Source organism: Streptomyces zaomyceticus, from assembly GCF_014656215.1.
GTDB classification, from domain to species: Bacteria; Actinomycetota; Actinomycetes; order Streptomycetales; family Streptomycetaceae; genus Streptomyces; species Streptomyces zaomyceticus.
In genome coordinates this window covers 1-15,321 of record NZ_BNBZ01000041.1, presented here as the reverse complement: position 1 = coordinate 15,321, position 15,321 = coordinate 1, and the positions used below count along the sequence as shown (strand labels likewise).

9 protein-coding genes are annotated in these 15,321 nt (G+C 72.0%); 4 read left to right on the top strand and 5 right to left on the bottom strand.

Annotation, left to right across the window (positions count from 1 at the left end):
- Positions 1-58 precede the first annotated feature (58 nt).
- Positions 59-886: a helix-turn-helix domain-containing protein gene (locus IE311_RS32995; RefSeq protein WP_189835554.1), complete on the top strand. Its 828-nt coding sequence runs from the start codon at positions 59-61 to the stop codon at positions 884-886.
- Positions 887-936: 50 nt separating this feature from the next.
- On the opposite strand, the gene IE311_RS32990 is transcribed toward IE311_RS32995, so the two are convergent.
- The 3 genes from IE311_RS32990 to IE311_RS32980 form a co-directional block, all read right to left on the bottom strand.
- Complete coding sequence (locus IE311_RS32990) at positions 937-2,742, bottom strand: eCIS core domain-containing protein (protein WP_189835553.1); 1,806 nt, start codon at positions 2,740-2,742, stop codon at positions 937-939.
- A gap of 119 nt (positions 2,743-2,861) precedes the next feature.
- Positions 2,862-5,693, bottom strand: coding sequence for an eCIS core domain-containing protein (locus tag IE311_RS36995; protein WP_229902323.1), 2,832 nt, complete (start codon positions 5,691-5,693; stop codon positions 2,862-2,864).
- Positions 5,694-5,918: 225 nt separating this feature from the next.
- The gene (locus IE311_RS32980) at positions 5,919-6,341 is read right to left on the bottom strand and encodes a hypothetical protein (protein WP_189835552.1); all 423 of its coding nucleotides are present in this window, start codon (positions 6,339-6,341) and stop codon (positions 5,919-5,921) included.
- Positions 6,342-6,977: 636 nt separating this feature from the next.
- Here IE311_RS32980 and IE311_RS32975 point away from each other — a divergent pair.
- The 3 genes from IE311_RS32975 (at position 6,978) to IE311_RS32965 (ending at position 12,965) form a co-directional block, all read left to right on the top strand.
- Positions 6,978-7,994 carry an EcsC family protein gene (locus IE311_RS32975; protein WP_189835551.1) on the top strand — a complete coding sequence of 339 codons (1,017 nt, stop codon included), beginning with the start codon at positions 6,978-6,980 and terminating at the stop codon, positions 7,992-7,994.
- 217 nt (positions 7,995-8,211) lie between these two features.
- A complete protein-coding gene (locus IE311_RS32970; protein WP_189835550.1) occupies positions 8,212-11,649 on the top strand; it encodes a HelD family protein in 3,438 nt (1,145 codons plus the stop codon).
- Positions 11,650-11,756: 107 nt separating this feature from the next.
- Complete coding sequence (locus tag IE311_RS32965) at positions 11,757-12,965, top strand: low temperature requirement protein A (RefSeq protein ID WP_189835549.1); 1,209 nt, start codon at positions 11,757-11,759, stop codon at positions 12,963-12,965.
- A 24-nt stretch (positions 12,966-12,989) separates the two neighbouring features.
- Here the strand turns inward: IE311_RS32965 and IE311_RS32960 are convergent, their stop codons facing one another.
- Both IE311_RS32960 and IE311_RS32955 read right to left on the bottom strand, forming a co-directional pair.
- A complete protein-coding gene (locus IE311_RS32960; protein WP_229902322.1) occupies positions 12,990-14,852 on the bottom strand; it encodes an alpha/beta hydrolase in 1,863 nt (620 codons plus the stop codon).
- Positions 14,853-14,928: 76 nt separating this feature from the next.
- A complete protein-coding gene (locus tag IE311_RS32955) occupies positions 14,929-15,093 on the bottom strand; it encodes a hypothetical protein (RefSeq protein WP_189835548.1) in 165 nt (54 codons plus the stop codon).
- Between the last annotated feature and the right edge of the window lie 228 nt (positions 15,094-15,321).

Genomic DNA, 15,321 nt, shown 5'->3' with positions numbered 1-15,321 from the left:
CGGACAGGGGTCCCCGGGGGAACGTACCCGGGTCCCACCTCTGGGATACCGTCTGGCCATGACAACGGTCGTGAGCGACACGGGGGTAGGGCCGCTGCTGCGCGGTTGGCGGGAGCAGCGGCGGCTGAGCCAGCTGGAACTGGCACTGCGCGCCGACTCCTCGGCGCGGCACATCTCGTTCGTGGAGACGGGCCGGTCCCGGCCGAGCGAGGAGATGGTCCTGAAGCTCGCCGAGCACCTGGAGGTGCCGGTCCGGGAGCGGAACGCGCTGCTGCTCGCCGCGGGATACGCGCCCCGGTACGCGGAATCGCCGCTCGACGCCCCGCGCCTGGAGACCCTGCGGGAGGGCATCGGGCGTCTGCTGCAGGGGTACGAGCCGTTTCCGGCGCTCGTGGTGGACGGCTCGTACACGGTGGTGGCGGCCAACCGGGCCATCGGGCTGCTGCTCGACGGCCTTCCCGAGCATCTGCTGGCCCCGCCGCTGAACGCGATGCGGATCACCCTGCACCCGGAGGGGCTGGCGCCGCGGATCCGGAACCTGCGGGAGTGGCGGGGGCATCTGCTGCACCAGATGGAACGTCAGATCGGCCTGGCCCGTTCGGAGTCGTTGCGCGCGCTCTACGCGGAGGTGACGGCGTACCCCCTGCCGCCGGGCTCGGACGCCGAGGGCGCGCCCGAGGCACCGGGGCCGGAGGAGGTGTACCCGTACTTCGCCCTGCCGCTGCGGATCGAGCACGGCGGGCAGGTGCTGTCCTTCGTGTCGTCGATCTCGACGTTCAACACCCCGCTGGACGTGACGGTCGCCGAGCTGGCCATCGAGACGTTCCTCCCGGCCGACCCGGCGACGGTCGCGTACCTGCAGTCGCTTCCGCCGTTCGACGACTAGGCCGTCTCTTCCGGATCTTTCCTGACCCGCCATGGAACGGCGGAGGGCACTCAGCTGTTGGCGTCCACCAGGGCCTTGGGCAGGAAGGTGGAGACCGGGACTCCGGCCATCCGGCAGTATTCGGAGAGCTCCATTCCCTTGATGCTGGGTGTGAGCAGCTTGGGCTTCGTGGGGGTCTTGATCCGGCATCGCCCGGGCGGCACCGTCTCCATCCCCTGGAGGAAGATCTTGTCGCTGAAGCCGGGGATGCTGAGGAGGTTGCCGTTGATCGCGCCGCCGGGGGGCAGGTCGAACTCGGTGAACCCGTCGCCCTCCTTCACACCGGACACGACGTCCAGGAGCGGGACGTCCGAGACGGGTGTCTTCTGCTTGTCGTCGCTCTTGAGATAGAGGAACGAATCCTTTTCGAACGGGGACTCCAGCGGTTCCCCGCTGTAGAGGAAACCGCTCCCCTTCGGGTTCCGCGTGATGCCTTCGAACCACACCTCGTCCAACTGCTGCCTGGTGAGCTTGAAGTAGGTGTACTTCCGCATGTGGCTCCGGTTCAGGACCCGCGCCAGCCTGTCCACCTCCTCCGCGTCGCCCACCTCGGTCCAGAGGCTGCCGTCGAACGGATTCGGGGTGACGTTCGCGGTGATGCTCAGGATGTCCCTCATGAGCTGGTACTGGGCGTCCTTGTCGCCGGCTCTGTTCGCGTCCTTCAGTTTGTCCCCCAGCCCCGCGAGCCGATGGAAATCGGCCTCCGGGAGCGGGGAGATGCGCAGGCCGTCGTAGTCCGTGTCGTCACCGTTGTCGGTCGGTTCCGCCCGCATGCTGGTGTTGGGTCCGACGAACTGGTTTCCGCCCTGCCATTCGTAGAAGGCGCGGCGGGTCGCGTCGAAGTCGATCTCCGGGAACCCGGCCTCGGCGCTTCGGCCCGTCTTGACCAGTGCGGTACGGAGGCGCTTCCTGAAATCGCCCCGGTTGCTGTGGTCCGGGATCTTGATCGCCAGGTTGTTCAGCATGTCGTCGGTGATCACCGCGGGGACGGCCTGGCGCAGCAGCATCTCCCGGTGATGCGCGGCGACGGAATCCAGGGCCTTGATCACCTGGGAGTGGCCCACGACGTGGTGGGCGGTCGTCGGCCAGCCCTCGTGCGCGGTGCCCTTGGCGTGCGGGTTGTCGCTCCGCTCCGTCCGCTGCACGGACGGAGCGTCCGAGCCGTGGACGGGGGCCGTCGCCCCGACCGTCTCGTGGACCGGGGCGCTGCCCGACAGGACGCGCGTGGCGTTCGCCTCCGCCTCCCGTTCGAAGCGGTCGGACGGGTCGGAGACCTGGAGCCCGTTCCCGTGGTCGGTGCCGCTGACCGGTCCCTGACGCTGCTGGACGACGTGGGTCAGCTCATGGGCCAGGGTGTGCCGGTCGCCCCCGTCGCCGCCGAGCACGATGTGGCTTCCCGAGGTGTAGGCGCGGGCGCCGATCTCGGCGGCGGAGGCGCGGGCGGCGCCGTCGTCGTGGACCCGTACGTCGGAGAAGTCCGCCCCTCCGAACCGGGACTCCATATCCGTACGGGTCCCGTCGTCGAGGGGCCGGCCGGAGGTCCGGAGCACTCCGTGCACGGCGGACCGCTGCACCGCGGGCGGTCCGCCGTGGTCGTGTCCGCAGCCCGCGCCGTGCTGGTGCCTTTCCTCGTTCCCGAGGTGGCCGCTCTGCCGGAGCAGTTGGACCACCGCCGCGTTCCCCGCCGTCCGCTGGAGGTGGGCCAGCGTCTGCGGGGTGTCGTCGGGGGCCTTCCGCGACGGGGCGGAGGGGCCCCGGGGAACCGACCGATCGGCCGCGGCGCTGTTGCGGGCGGAATCGGAGTCGCGTGGACGCATCTCGGGGGGCCTTCCGGTCGGGGCGGAGCGAGCCTTCCCTGTGTACCCGGCGCCTCCGGCCCGGAGCCAGAGCCGCGAGGGCAGAGAACGCTGCCCTCCCGGCGCCCCGGCGGTCCGCGTCACGCACTCGTGTAGTCCTCTTCCTCGACGTCGGACTCGTACCCCCTGTAGTCCCCCATGGCCGTACTGCCGTCGCTGCTCAGCTCGTCCTCGGACGTCGGTTCGGGCGTGGGGTCCGGTCGCCAGGTGCGGCGGAACAGTTCGCGGTGGAAGGTGCCCGCGAGCTCGCCGATCGTTCCGGCCTCCGCCTCCAGAAGGCGGGTCAGCTCCTCGAACTCCTCGTCCGAGAGGGTTTCCAGGATCTGCCGCACGGAGCCGGCCGTCCTCCTGTCCTCGGCCGTCTCCTCCAGGGCGATGGTGTCCCAGGTTTCCATGAAGTTCCTGAAGCCCTCGTCGCCGCCGAGGAGGAGGGGCAGCAACCTCAGGACGCCCTCGGCCCGAGACAGGGGCCTCTCGTCGATCGTCATGGCCGCCATCTCCCGGACGAGGGGCTGGCTTTCCTCTCGCGCGAGAGTGGCACGCTTCCTGCCCGTCCGCCTCGTCCTCTTGCCCGTTCCGGGAGCGGCGGACTCGGCGGAGTACAGCTTCCGCTTCCGCCTCTGGTCCTCGGGAACCTGCGCGTCGCGGCGCTCATGTCCGGTCCGTCCGCTGATGATGCGACCGATGTGACCGCCGGAGACTCCGACGATCTCGCCGATCTCCGTGTGGTTGAGCGGGAAGCCCAACGCTCCGCCGACCGAGGCGAACCGTTCGTAGACCTCCTTCTGCGTCCTCCTGTCCCGGGTCCTCGCGGCCGCCCTGAGATCCTCTATGTCCTGCTTGGTGGCGTAACGCTTGGCGATGCCGTCTTCCTTGCCCTCGCCGACTCCGCGGGTCGCCTGTGTCGGATCGAACGGTTTCCGTTCGCGCTTCCTGCTCCTGCCGGTGGCGGGGTCGACCTCGGAGTCGGAGGCGGTCACCCAGCCCCGCTTCTCCGCGTTCTTCGCCCCGATCCTCATCTCGGGATCGCCGTCCGCCTCGTGCCGGCCGTCCAGCGCCGTCGTCGAGCCCGTGGACGTACTCATGAGCCCGCCGCCCGCCGCGTCGCCGGTCATCTCGTCGATGTCCGCCAGGAACTCCGGCCCCCTGAGCACATGCTCCTGGTGCCGGGCCAGGTTGTGCAGCGAGGAGCGCCAGTAGAACCCGTGGCGGGGGTTGTATTCGAGGTTCTCGAACTTCTTCCCGTAGTGCCTCAGCGCCGCCGAACAGCCCACGCAAGGGCGGTATCTGCCCTGGATCAGCAGCGGACCGCCGGCCTCGTGGGGCTGGATCCCGGCCTTGTGGAGGAGCAGCAGGAGCTTCTGTTCCGCGTGCACCGAGGCGGGTTTCTTCGACCTGTCCCGCTCGGCGCGGACGCGTACGAGGAACGCCCTGCCCGCGTACGCGTCGGCGGTCAGGTATTCGTGGAGGTTCTCGTCCGTGGAGTCGACGATCACGACCGGGGTGTCCAGGGCCCTGCGCAGCGCGTTCGCCGTGGGGTCCTGGCCTGCTCCGCCCCGCCGCCCTTTGTCGATCTCCCGCAGCTTGGCGCGGGCCCTGCCGATCCGCTCGCGGTTCTCGAAGGCCGTCTGGGGATCCAGACCGGCATCACGGCTCTCCTCACCCTGCCGGCGGTCCAGCATCTGGCGCAGCGTCGCGGCGTCTCCGTAGTCCATCGCGTCGACGGACTCGTCGAAGTTCGCCGCGAAGAGCAAGCGCCCGTTGATCAGCATTCCCTGGACTTCGCGGTTGTCCACCCTCGGGACCTCATCCGCACGCTCGTCCTGGGCGGCCTCCATGGCGTCGTACATCGCGAGCGAGAGGTGGGTCAGCGTCTGGGAGGAGCGCTCGTTCTCCTTGGACCGGGGGAACCGTGCACGGACGTCGCCGGTGATCCGTCCCAGATAGCCGGATCCGTAGGACCGAACCCCGCTCTTCCCCTTCACCAGGTCGTGTGCTCCTCTCAGCAGGGCCGTCTTCGACGCGTCCTGCTGCCCTTCCTCCTCCGTCTCCGAGTCCTCGTCGACATCGGTACCGGTCCGTGTCGCGTTGAGCTCGTCCTGGAGTTGCCGCAGCCTCTCCAGCTCCTCCTCCTCCTCCTCCCTTTCCTCCCTTCTCCGGTCCTCCTCCGTCTGCCGCCCCTTCCCCTTGTTCGGCTGCCCGGAACGGGAGGATTCTCCGCCGTTGTCCGCGCGCTGGACGGGGGCAGGCACCGACGCACCGGCACCGGCCGCCCCCGGGGAACCGGGAGCGGTGGCTTCGCCCGCCCCTGCCGCCGCCGGGGCCGGTCCCCGCATCACCCGGACCGCGTTGGCCTCCGCTTCCCGTTCGAAGCGGTCGCCCGGATCGGAGACCTGGAGCCCGTTCCCGTGGTCGGTGCCGCTGACCGGTCCCTGACGCTGCTGGACGACATGGGTGAGTTCATGGGCGAGCGTGTGCTTGTCCCCGCCGCCCGCGCCGAGGACGACGTGGCTTCCCGAGGTGTAGGCGCGGGCGCCGATCTCGGCGGAGGAGGCACGGGCGGCGCCGTCGTCGTGGATCCGTACGTCGGAGAAGTCGGCGCCGAGACGGGACTCCATCTCCGCGCGGAGGGTCGTGTCCAGCGGACGGCCGCCGCCGGAGAGGACGTCGTGGACGGCAGCCCGCTGCACGGCGGCCGGCCCGGTCCTCCGGTGCCCGCAGTCCGCGTTGTGCTGGTGCTGCTCCTGCGCCGCCGCGTAGGGGTACCCGGCCCGCTGGAGCACGTGCAGTACGGCGGCGTTCCCCGCGCTCCGCTGGAGCGCCAGCAGCGCCGCCTCGTCGGTCGGGGTCTGCTTCCGGGTGGTCGGTGAACGTCTGTCGGTGTCCTGGCCAGGTCCGCGTTCGTGCAACACCGGAAGTACCTTTCGGGCGGGCGGGTGAGGAGACAGGCACCATGGGAATGCCTCCGCCGACCCGTCGGCAGAGGCGCGGGGGCAGAAACGAGGGCAATCGCGTTGCCCGGCGGTCCGCCCGGTACGAGGAGCCCGACGCCACGCCGAGCCCCCCTCCCGCCCTGGTGTCCCCGCCGGCCGTCCGGCGACCGGCCGTGCCGGTACCGGTCGTTCGGCGTCCGGCGTTCAGCGGCCGGCAGCGACGGCTCGCAGCGCGGCCCACTGGAGTGCGGCGAAGCCGGCGACGGTGGCCGCCTGCACCGGCGTCCACACCAGTCCGGCGGTGGTGGGCTCCAGCCAGGCGACGAGGGCGACGATGCTGAGGACCGCCCACAGCGCGTTGATGTCGACGACCAGCTTCACGCCGAGAGCCGGGGGCTGCGGCCGGCTCGCGAGCCAGGCAACCCCGGCGGCGTACACGGCCAGCAGGACGCCGAGTTCGAGCAGCAGCCCCGCGTCGACTCCGAGGAACTCCCCGAGCGGGCCGGAGGCGAGGGCGTAGGCGATCCCGTTGGCCCCGGTGACGACGGCGTCGAGGGCGAGGAATCGACGCACCGCCGAGTGGGGCCGGGAGGTGCGGGCAAGACCGACGAGCAGGGCCTGGGACATGGCGGATCACCCTCCATGGGGGTCGTTCACGCTGATGATGGACCCGAAGCCCGAGCGGAGTGCGCCGCCCGGGTTCCGGTGTCCACGAGCATGCCGCCCGGGCCGGAGGGGGTCGATTACGTGAGAGGTAATGCGACCCGCCTCGCGGCCTGTCGGAGGATCACCGACCCGTTCGAGCTCGCGCGGAGTCCCGAGGCGGCTGCCGCGTTCCTCGCCTGCTCCGGGTCGAGATCGACGGACTTCATCAGCGGATTTGTCCATTGATCGGTTGCCCGGCCGTTCGTCACCATACGGTGTCCCTCAGCTGTTTCAGCGGGGACGGGCAGGTGCCCGTGGCGGTGTCCACCGGCACCGCGGGGAGGACGCGCATGAGCACCACCACTCGGGGCGAGGGCCCTCGTCCACCCCGGCAGTCGGTGTACGGACACCTCGGCGAGACCCCGGGCCCGGCCTCGCCCCGAGTCGAGCAGGGTCACGGACTCTGAGCTCTGCCCGGCGGCCGAGGCGAACGACCCACCCGCGGGCGGCCGGTGCAGTCGGCGTCGGACGCCTCCCCCGCACCGCTGCGGATACACCCCCACGTCGGCTGGCACGACTTCGCGTGCCCAGCGATCACGGTCGAAACGGAGAACCTCAATGACCATGTACGCCGACCCGCCGGTCGACAGTGCAACCCCGATGACCACGTACGAGGGGCAGGTGTGGGACGCGCTCAACGAGCACTGGCAGCGCCGCAACAACCGCCGCGGTCTGCCCAACTGGGCGAGCGCCGCGCTCGGTCGTACCGGTGAGGTCTCGGGGAACGCCGTGAGACGGGTCAAGGACGCCGTGCCGGAGGCGGTCGCGAAACCGATCCGTCGCGCGGGCGACGCGGTCGCCGACACGGCCATGCGGCCGGCGCTCGCAGGCGCGGCGGCCTTGCTGGAGATGGTCAACGACTGGGCCATGGAGCTCAACAACCCGAAGAACGTCGAGGAACTCGCCCGCAAGAACGGCCTCGACATCGACGGCTTCCTCGAACTGCGGCAGCAGGACCTCCAGGTCTGCGACCGTCTGCTGACCCGCAACACCCTCAAGTGGCGGACCGCCGGCGCCTTCGAAGGCGGCGCCATGGGCCTGTTGGCCATGGTCCCCGTCGCCGGAATCCCCGCCGCGCTGACCGCGGACATCCTCGTCATCCAGGTCCTGAGCACCTCGATAGCGGCGCGCATCGCGTACTCCTACGGATACGACGCCAAGGATCCCGAGGAGCAGGAATTCATCCAACGCCTCGTACAGCGTTCCTTCATGGCACAGGCGGCGAAGACCAAGCCGTTGCGTGACGCCGCACGGGCGGCGGAGGCGGTCAAGGGACGCGTGAACTGGTCGCAGAAGCTCCGCCAGGACCACCGTCTCCTCGCTTCCCTCGAGAAGTTGATGCAGCAACTGGGCCCGGCCGGCTCCAGGGTGCCCGTGAAGAACGTCGCCAAGGTCGTGCCGCTCGTGGGCGTCCTCGTCGGTGCCGGCATGAACGCGGCGGTCCTCGGAAGAGTGGCCACGGACGCCCAGCGGTACTGCCAGACCCGGTTCCTGTGCGACAAGTACGGTCTGCCGCTGCCGGCGGCGCTGGCGACCGACCGGGACGACGACCCCCGGGACGACGCCGTGCGGTGAGCGGTCGGCGGCTCGGCGTGGTGGCGGTCGGGCGTCGTTCGGCCGCGTCCCGGGGAGGGGCGCGGTGATTCGTCGGCACGTCGGGGCGGCGGTGGGCACAGCCCGGCACCGATTGATCCACTGACTGTTCGTCACCGCCCGGTTTCTGATAGTTGTTTCAGCGGGGTACGGGCACATGCCCGTGGCGGTGTTCCCCGACACCGCAGGGAGGACGCACATGAGCACCACCACTCGGGACGAGATCCTCGCGGGCGAACAGCGTGCGGTGGACCGCGCGTACGACTTCTACGCCGCGAAACTCGCCGAGTTGAGCGGCAGTACGACGGCTACCGCTTCGGCCACCGGCAAGGACGGGATCGCCAACAGGGCCGAGGCGGAGGCTCGCGCGGAGGCCTACGGAGGGCTCGGCGACGAAGCCCTGGTCTTCGCCCGTGTCGACGCGCCGGAGGACCCGGGAGGAGACTCCCGGCCGTGGTACATCGGGCGCCGCAGCGTGCACGACGCCTCGCACGAGCTGGTGGTCCTGCCGTGGACCAGCCCTCTGGCGAAGAAGTGGATCGAGGCCCGGCCCGAGAGCCCGGGCGAGGTGGTTCTGCGTCGGCAGCTCCGCTGCGTACAGCGGATCGTCCAGGGTTACTTCGACGAGATCTCCCTGCCGACGTCCGCTCCCGTGCACTCGGTCGTTCCCGAGCCCGCGGTTGTTCGCGTCCCCGCGGTCGTTCCGGAGCCCGAGCTCGCCGCCGTGCCGGAGCCCCGTCGGCCCGCCGACGACAGCACGGTGGGAGAGACGGACACGCCTCCCGCCCCGGAACCCATGTCGGCCCCCACCCCCGGCGACGTCGTACGGCACCAGCGGCGGAAGGCGTTCCAGCCGGACGACTTCCTGCTGCGGGAGCTCCAGCGGTCGCGCGGCGGGCGGATGCGGGACATCGTCGAGACCATCCGCCGCGACCAGATGGAACTGGTCACCGGTTCGCCCTCGGACATCCTCGTCGTGCAGGGCGGTCCCGGTACCGGTAAGTCGGCGGTCGGCCTCCACCGGGTGACCTGGCTCGTCAACAACGAGCACTTCAAGGCCCAGGACATCCTCGTCATCGGCCCCCACCAGCGGTTCCTCGACTATGTCGGGCAGGTCCTGCCCACCCTCGGCACCCGGGACGTCAACGCCGTCCAGCTGGACCGGCTGTGGGAGGGCGAGATCCTCGGCGCCGACGCGCCGAAGGCGCGCATGGTGAAGTCGGACGACCGCATGGCGGCCGTGCTGCGGCGTCGTGTCGAGAGCGACTACCGCCCCGAGGCCCTCGACGCCCTCACCGTCGCCCCCTCCTTCGAGGGCGACGAGCCCGCGATCGTCGTCAACGCCGGCAGTACGACCCTTCGTGTGCCGAAGTCCGAGGTCCTCGCCCTCCTCGACCGGGCCCACGCCGGAGACGGACCCTTCCGGGAGCGGCGCGACCGGTTCCGCGGCCTGTTCGTCGACCGGCTCCTGCAGGAACTCGCGGAGGTCGCGCCGCGCCGCGGGCAGACGGGCACGATCCGCCGTGACCTGGAGCGCAACCGCCGGGTCGAGCGCCTCGTCGAACGCGTCTGGCCGTCCCCCGGACCCCGGGAGGCGCTGCGCAGCCTCTACGACTCGGCCGACCTGCTGCGGGACTGCGCCGACGGCATCCTCGACGAGGACGAGCGGGCGGCCCTGCTGCGGGCCCGCGCCGCCAGCGCCGACGCCGATCCGTGGACGCTCGACGACCAGGTCTGCCTGGAGGAGCTCCGCGTGCTGATCAGCGGCGACACCCCGCCGCGCTACGGCCACATCGTCGTCGACGAGGCCCAGGACCTCACGCCCATGCAGGCCCGCTCCCTGCGGCGGCGCAGTGCCGTGGGCGGCTCCATGACCGTTCTGGGCGACCTCGCGCAGGCCACGGGCGCCCACATCCCGACGAGCTGGGACCTGCTCGGCGCGCTCCTCTCCGACCACGGCGACTGGAGCGTTGCCCAGCTCAGCACCAGCTACCGTGTGCCCGCCGAGATCATGGAGTTCGTCGCCCCGCTCGCCCGGACGATCGCTCCGGACCTGCCCTACCCTCGGGCCGTCCGCGAGGCGGGAGCGGACGCCGCACGGACCGTGGCGACCGAGCCGTGGAAGCTGCTCGACGACACCGTCGCGCACGTGGCCCGGCTCGTCCGCACCAGCGACGGCAGCAGCCCCCGGTCCGTGGCCGTCATCGTTCCCGACGACTCGGACTGGCTGGACGCGATCAGCCGCGGGATCGACGAGGGCGACGCCGTCGGCGAGCAGCACCGCGAGGCCGTGTCCGTACTGGCCGCCGCCCAGGCCAAGGGCATGGAGTACGACCACGTCCTGGTCATCGAGCCCGCCACCATCGCCGACCGCGGCCCCGCGGGACTGGGCCAGTTGTACGTGGCTCTCACCCGCAGCACCCAGAGTCTGACGGTCCTGCACACCGCCCCGCTGCCGGCGGCGCTCACCGCCGCCGCGGACGACACCGGATCCGCGGCACCGGACGACCGCCCGGCGGACGCGGCGGAAGGCCTTCCCCGGATCGGCAGCGACGTCCGGGTCGAGGTCCTGGGTCACGTCTCCGGCGGCCGGTACAAGGTCAGGCCGCTGTCCCCGGTGATCGACCGGCCACTCGTGCTCACCGTCCGCCAGGGCTCGGTTCCCCCGCGCCGGGGTGACGAGCTGGACTGCTGGGTGTTCGCGAACGACACGAGTCAGACGGTGCTCACCGCCGATCAGCGGGGCCGGTCGCCCGTCTCGGAGCGGATGGCGGGCCGCTATCTCGCGGCGCTGGACGTACTGGGAGAGCTGACCGGCGGCGACGGGGACGTTCCCGAGGCCCGCGGTCGCCTCTCCGAACTCCAGGGCATGGCCAACCGCATCCTCCGACGTGACCAGGCCGACTGGGTCGACGTACTTCACCTGTTCGGTGATCCGGACAGGGAACGGCTCGGAGTCCTTCGCGACCTCGCCGCGACGACCAACCGCGCGCTGAAGGAGGGCACGTTCGACGCGGGCCGGCTCGCGGAGGGGCTGGACGCCTCCGGCTGGGCAGGGCCCCTCGCCGCGGCGCGGCGAGAACTCCGGGATCGCTTCGGCCCGGCGCCCGAGCCGAACCCCGACGACGCGGTCCCCGTCACCCCGACGCAACCCGATCAGAAGGAAGAGACGCAGATGACCACCGCGGACACCACCGCCCCGGCACCGGCCGCGACCACGAAGGACGGCTTCCTCCGCGCGCTGGAAGCGGCCGCCGGGGCCGACCGTACGTGCAAGAAGCACGAGGCGGTCCGCCACGCACTGAAGGCGGCGCTCTTCTGGGCGGACCTCCAGCCCTCCGACACCGCGGTCGTCGACGTCAGCTGTGTCACCCCGCAGGGTCTCTTCCTCTACGAGGCCCTGGGCGCGGGCCACTCCACCTATGCGGACCTGCGGTCGGGCGCGACCCGCCTGCTCGAGATCAACTCCACGCTGGCCGCGCCGGCGGACGGTCTCTACCTCGTCCTCTCCGAACCGCCCGCCGAGGACTGGTCCGTGGACACGATTCGCGACGTCTTCCGCGTCAATGTCATCTGGCACAGCCCGGCCGGCTGGAGCGGCGAGAACGCGGACGTCGTTCTCGGAACCTCCGGGTGAGTTCCCCGCCGCGCTCGGATTCCGGACGGCGTTCCGGCGCCCGGCGGGCGTGAGTATTGTTCGCGCCGGGGTGGCCGGGAGTGGTCTCCCCGAAGGGGGAGAGACACATGGCGTGGAACAGGGAACGGGCCCGCATGGTGGCCACCGGGGACGATCACCGGGTGACGCCCGCGGAGCTCTTCTTCGACCTGGTGTTCGTCTACGCGATCACCCAGGTCACCGCTCTGATGGCGGCCGCGCCCTCGCCGCTGAGGGTGGTCGGCGGGATGGTCGTGCTCGCGCTGCTCTGGTGGTGCTGGTGCTGCTTCGCCTGGCTCGGGAACGTCGTACGGGCCGACTCCGGTGCGCTGTTCGCGGTCCTCGTCACCGTCATGGCCGTCGTCCTGATCGTGTCGCTGGCCGTGCCGGAGGTCCTCGCGGACGCGCCCGGCGGGCTGTCGGCGCCCCTGGTCTTCGTGCTCTGTTACGGGGCGGTGCGCGTCCTGCACCTGGCCTCGTACTGGCTCTCCAGCCCCGGTGACCCCGCTCTGCGCGCCACCCTGCGGCGTACGGCCCTGGTGTCCGTCGTCCCGCCCCTGGTGCCGCTGCTGATCGGCAGCGCGTACAGCGGCCGAACCCAACTCCTGCTGTGGCTGGTGGCGGTGGCCGTCGACTACGGCGGTATCTATGTGACGGGCGCCTCCGGGTGGCGGGTGATGTCGCCCGGGCACTTCTCCGAGCGCCACGGACTGATCGTGATCATCGCGCTCGGCGAGTCCATCGTCGCGATGGGCGTCGGCGTCTCCGGCTTCCCGCTCACCCCCGCCGTGCTCGGCGCCTCGGCCGCCGGGCTGCTGCTCTCGGCCGGGCTGTGGCGGCTGTACTTCCGGCAGCTCGGGGAGGCGGCCGAGCACCGGCTCACCGAGCTGGAGGGCGACGACCGCACCCGGTTCGCCCGGGACGTGTACACCTTTCTGCACCTTCCGCTGGTCGCGGGCGTCGTGCTCTGCGCCCTCGGCATGAAGAAGGTCCTCCAGCAGGTCGCCGACACCGGCCACTACGGTCTCGCCGAGCCCCTGCACGGGGTCGTGGCCTGGTCGTTGACCGGTGGCGTCGGCGTGTACCTGCTCGGGGCCGCCGCGATCGTGCTGCGCACCACGGGCCGGCGGCCGACGGCCCTCGCCGCGGGCGGTGTGTGCTGTCTGGCGGCGGGCCCGCTGGTCGGGCTCGTCCCCGCCCTGGTGGCGCTCGTGGCGCTCGCCGTGGTCGCCGCCGTCCTGGTATGGCTGCACGGCCGACGGGACGCGCGCGCCTTCGAGGCCGTGGAGGCGGCCTGAGATGGCGTGGGCCGCACGGCGGGTTCAGTACGCCGCCGGGCGGTGGCCGATGAAGGCGCGCAGGCGGGTGGTGTCGGCCGCGGTCCAGCCGGGTGGCGGGAGGACGGCGGCCCAGCCGTCGACGGCACCGGCCCCATAGCGGTGGCCGTGCGGGGCGTCGACCCCGTACGAGACGGCCATGTCGACGGAGGTCTGCCAGAAGGCGACGAAGGGGAACCAGGTGATCTCGGGGGTGATGTCGGGGCCGAGGGGTTCGTCCAGCCAGGAGGGGCGGCTCAGCAGGAGGTCGGGCGACCACCAGACGACGGGGTCGGAGGCGTTCTGCAGGTAGACCGCGCGCGGGTGTTGCCAGACGGCGGCGGGGCGTGCGAGGTCGGTCTCGGGGAACTGGGCGAAGCGGATGTGGGCGCCGCCCCGGTACTGGGGGCGCCAGACGGGGCTGCCGGGGTCGCGGTCGCGGCGGATCTCCCGGGAGATCGGGGAGAAGTTGGGGGCGCCCATCAGGAGGGCCCCGTCGGTGGAGGCGAGGAGGTCGTCGGCGCCGTCGAAGGAGGCCTCGACGGCGTAGGCGCCGAGGCTCTCGCCGGTGACGACGAGTCGGGGCCGGTGGCCGGCGGGGAGGGTGTCGAGCCGGGCGCGTACGGCGTCGAGGAGGGCCCGGGTGGCCCGACCCGCCTTCTCCTTGTCGACGAGGAAGGAGACCCAGCTGGGGAGGTACGAGTACTGGACGGCGACGATCGCGGTGTCGCCCCCGTACATGTACTCCAGGGCCTCGGCGACGTTCGGGTCGATCCAGCCGGTGCCGGTGGTGCCGGCGACGGCGAGGACGGCGCGGTCGAAGGCGCCGGTGCGGTCGAGTTCGCGGACGGCGAGCCGGGCCTGGGCGGCGAAGGGGCGGTCGTCGTCGAAGGCGGCGGGGAGCGCGGAGGGTATGTAGACGCGGACCGGGTCGTGGGCGGGCCGGCCGGTCCAGGCGGTGAGGGTGTCGCGGGCGGGGGTGGAGCCGGTGAAGTTGCGGCCCTGGTAGCCGAGGCTCTCCCAGGGGATGAGGGAGCCGGGTCCGCCGGAGACGAGCCGGGAGCCGGGGCGCCGGATGCCTTCCTTGGTGCCGTCGTTGGTGGCTTCGGCGATGCGGTCGGCGATGTCGACGATCCCTCGGTCGAAGACGATGTCGCGGGCGCCGACCAGGACGACGAGGGTGGAGAGGGCCGCGCCGACGACGAAGGCGACGGGTCGGGGCAGGAGCCTGCCGAGCTGTCGGATCAGGGTGACGGCGCCGAGACGCACCGCGCGGGCCACGAGGAGCCCGGTGAGCAGCAGGCCGAGCGCGATCGTCGCGATCACCGGCGTGTGCCAGGTGAGGGCGGGCGGGAGGCCCTGGAGGACCCGGAGCTGACGCTGCATCCGGGCGCTCTCGGAGATCAGCCATACGGTGAGGACGGGGCTGAGCAGCCAGTACGCCTGCCGGCAGCGGGTGCGGAACCGCTCGGCGGGCCGTCGGCGCACGAAGGCCCGGACGATCCGGGCGAGCGCGGAACCGAGGGCGTACCCGATGACGGCGGTGATGCCGCCGACGAGCCCCTGGAGGTACCAGGGCCGGGGCACCAGGGAGGGGGTGAGGCTCGCCCAGAAGAAGACGGTGGCGAGGCAGAGCGCGATGAGGTCGGGCCGGCGGCGGATGCGGTACGAGGGGTCCGGGTGGTCCCGGCAGTGGGTGTCCGGGCCCCGGCCCGAGGGGCCCTCGTCGGGGTCCGGGCCTCTGCCGGTGTCCGGGCTCAGGCACGCGCGGCCCTCGTCGGTGTCCGGGTCGTACGTGGTGGCCCGGCTCGTGCCGGACGCGGGTCCGGCGGACCGATCGGCGCCGGTGTTCCGGTCGGTCGAGGTCATCGGAACAGCCTCGTACGCCCGAACATCGGTACGCAATCAGATTTCGCCGTGGCCCGCGTCGGGGCGTCACGAAGGGTCAGCGGGCGTTGTCCTCCCGGTGGGTGGGCCGTTCGGGTGCCGGAGCCGGGGCCGCCTCGGAGGCCTTGGCGGCGGGCTCGGACGCGCCGCGGTCGGTGCGCCGGGCGCGGGAGGCCTCGGCGCGCAGCAGGGCCTGGAGGGCGGCGTACGGGTCGACGGACATGGCGAAGCTCCTCATGGTGTGGGGGGTGATGCCGGGGAGAGCTGCGGTGAGGCAGGGGCCTCTCAGCAGCGCATCACCACACATCGGAGCGCGTCGCCGCGCGGGGCGGGTACGGGAGCGGGGGCGGCGGTTCGGGACGGCCGCCGGGCGGTGCGGGGACGGTGGCGCGCGCGGGCGGGCCGGACGCCCGTACGGTGCCGGCGGCCCCGTCCGGGCAGCGCCGCCTCC

Excerpts from the sequence above, each read along its gene's own strand:
- IE311_RS32960 (WP_229902322.1), bottom strand. The coding sequence starts at position 14,852 with ATGACCTCGACCGACCGGAACACCGGCGCCGATCGGTCCGCCGGACCC.
- IE311_RS32965 (WP_189835549.1), top strand. The coding sequence starts at position 11,757 with ATGGCGTGGAACAGGGAACGGGCCCGCATGGTGGCCACCGGGGACGAT.
- IE311_RS32955 (WP_189835548.1), bottom strand. The coding sequence starts at position 15,093 with ATGTCCGTCGACCCGTACGCCGCCCTCCAGGCCCTGCTGCGCGCCGAG.
- IE311_RS32975 (WP_189835551.1), top strand. The coding sequence starts at position 6,978 with ATGACCATGTACGCCGACCCGCCGGTCGACAGTGCAACCCCGATGACC.
- IE311_RS32990 (WP_189835553.1), bottom strand. The coding sequence starts at position 2,742 with ATGCGTCCACGCGACTCCGATTCCGCCCGCAACAGCGCCGCGGCCGAT.
- IE311_RS32995 (WP_189835554.1), top strand. The coding sequence starts at position 59 with ATGACAACGGTCGTGAGCGACACGGGGGTAGGGCCGCTGCTGCGCGGT.
- IE311_RS32980 (WP_189835552.1), bottom strand. The coding sequence starts at position 6,341 with ATGTCCCAGGCCCTGCTCGTCGGTCTTGCCCGCACCTCCCGGCCCCAC.
- IE311_RS32970 (WP_189835550.1), top strand. The coding sequence starts at position 8,212 with ATGAGCACCACCACTCGGGACGAGATCCTCGCGGGCGAACAGCGTGCG.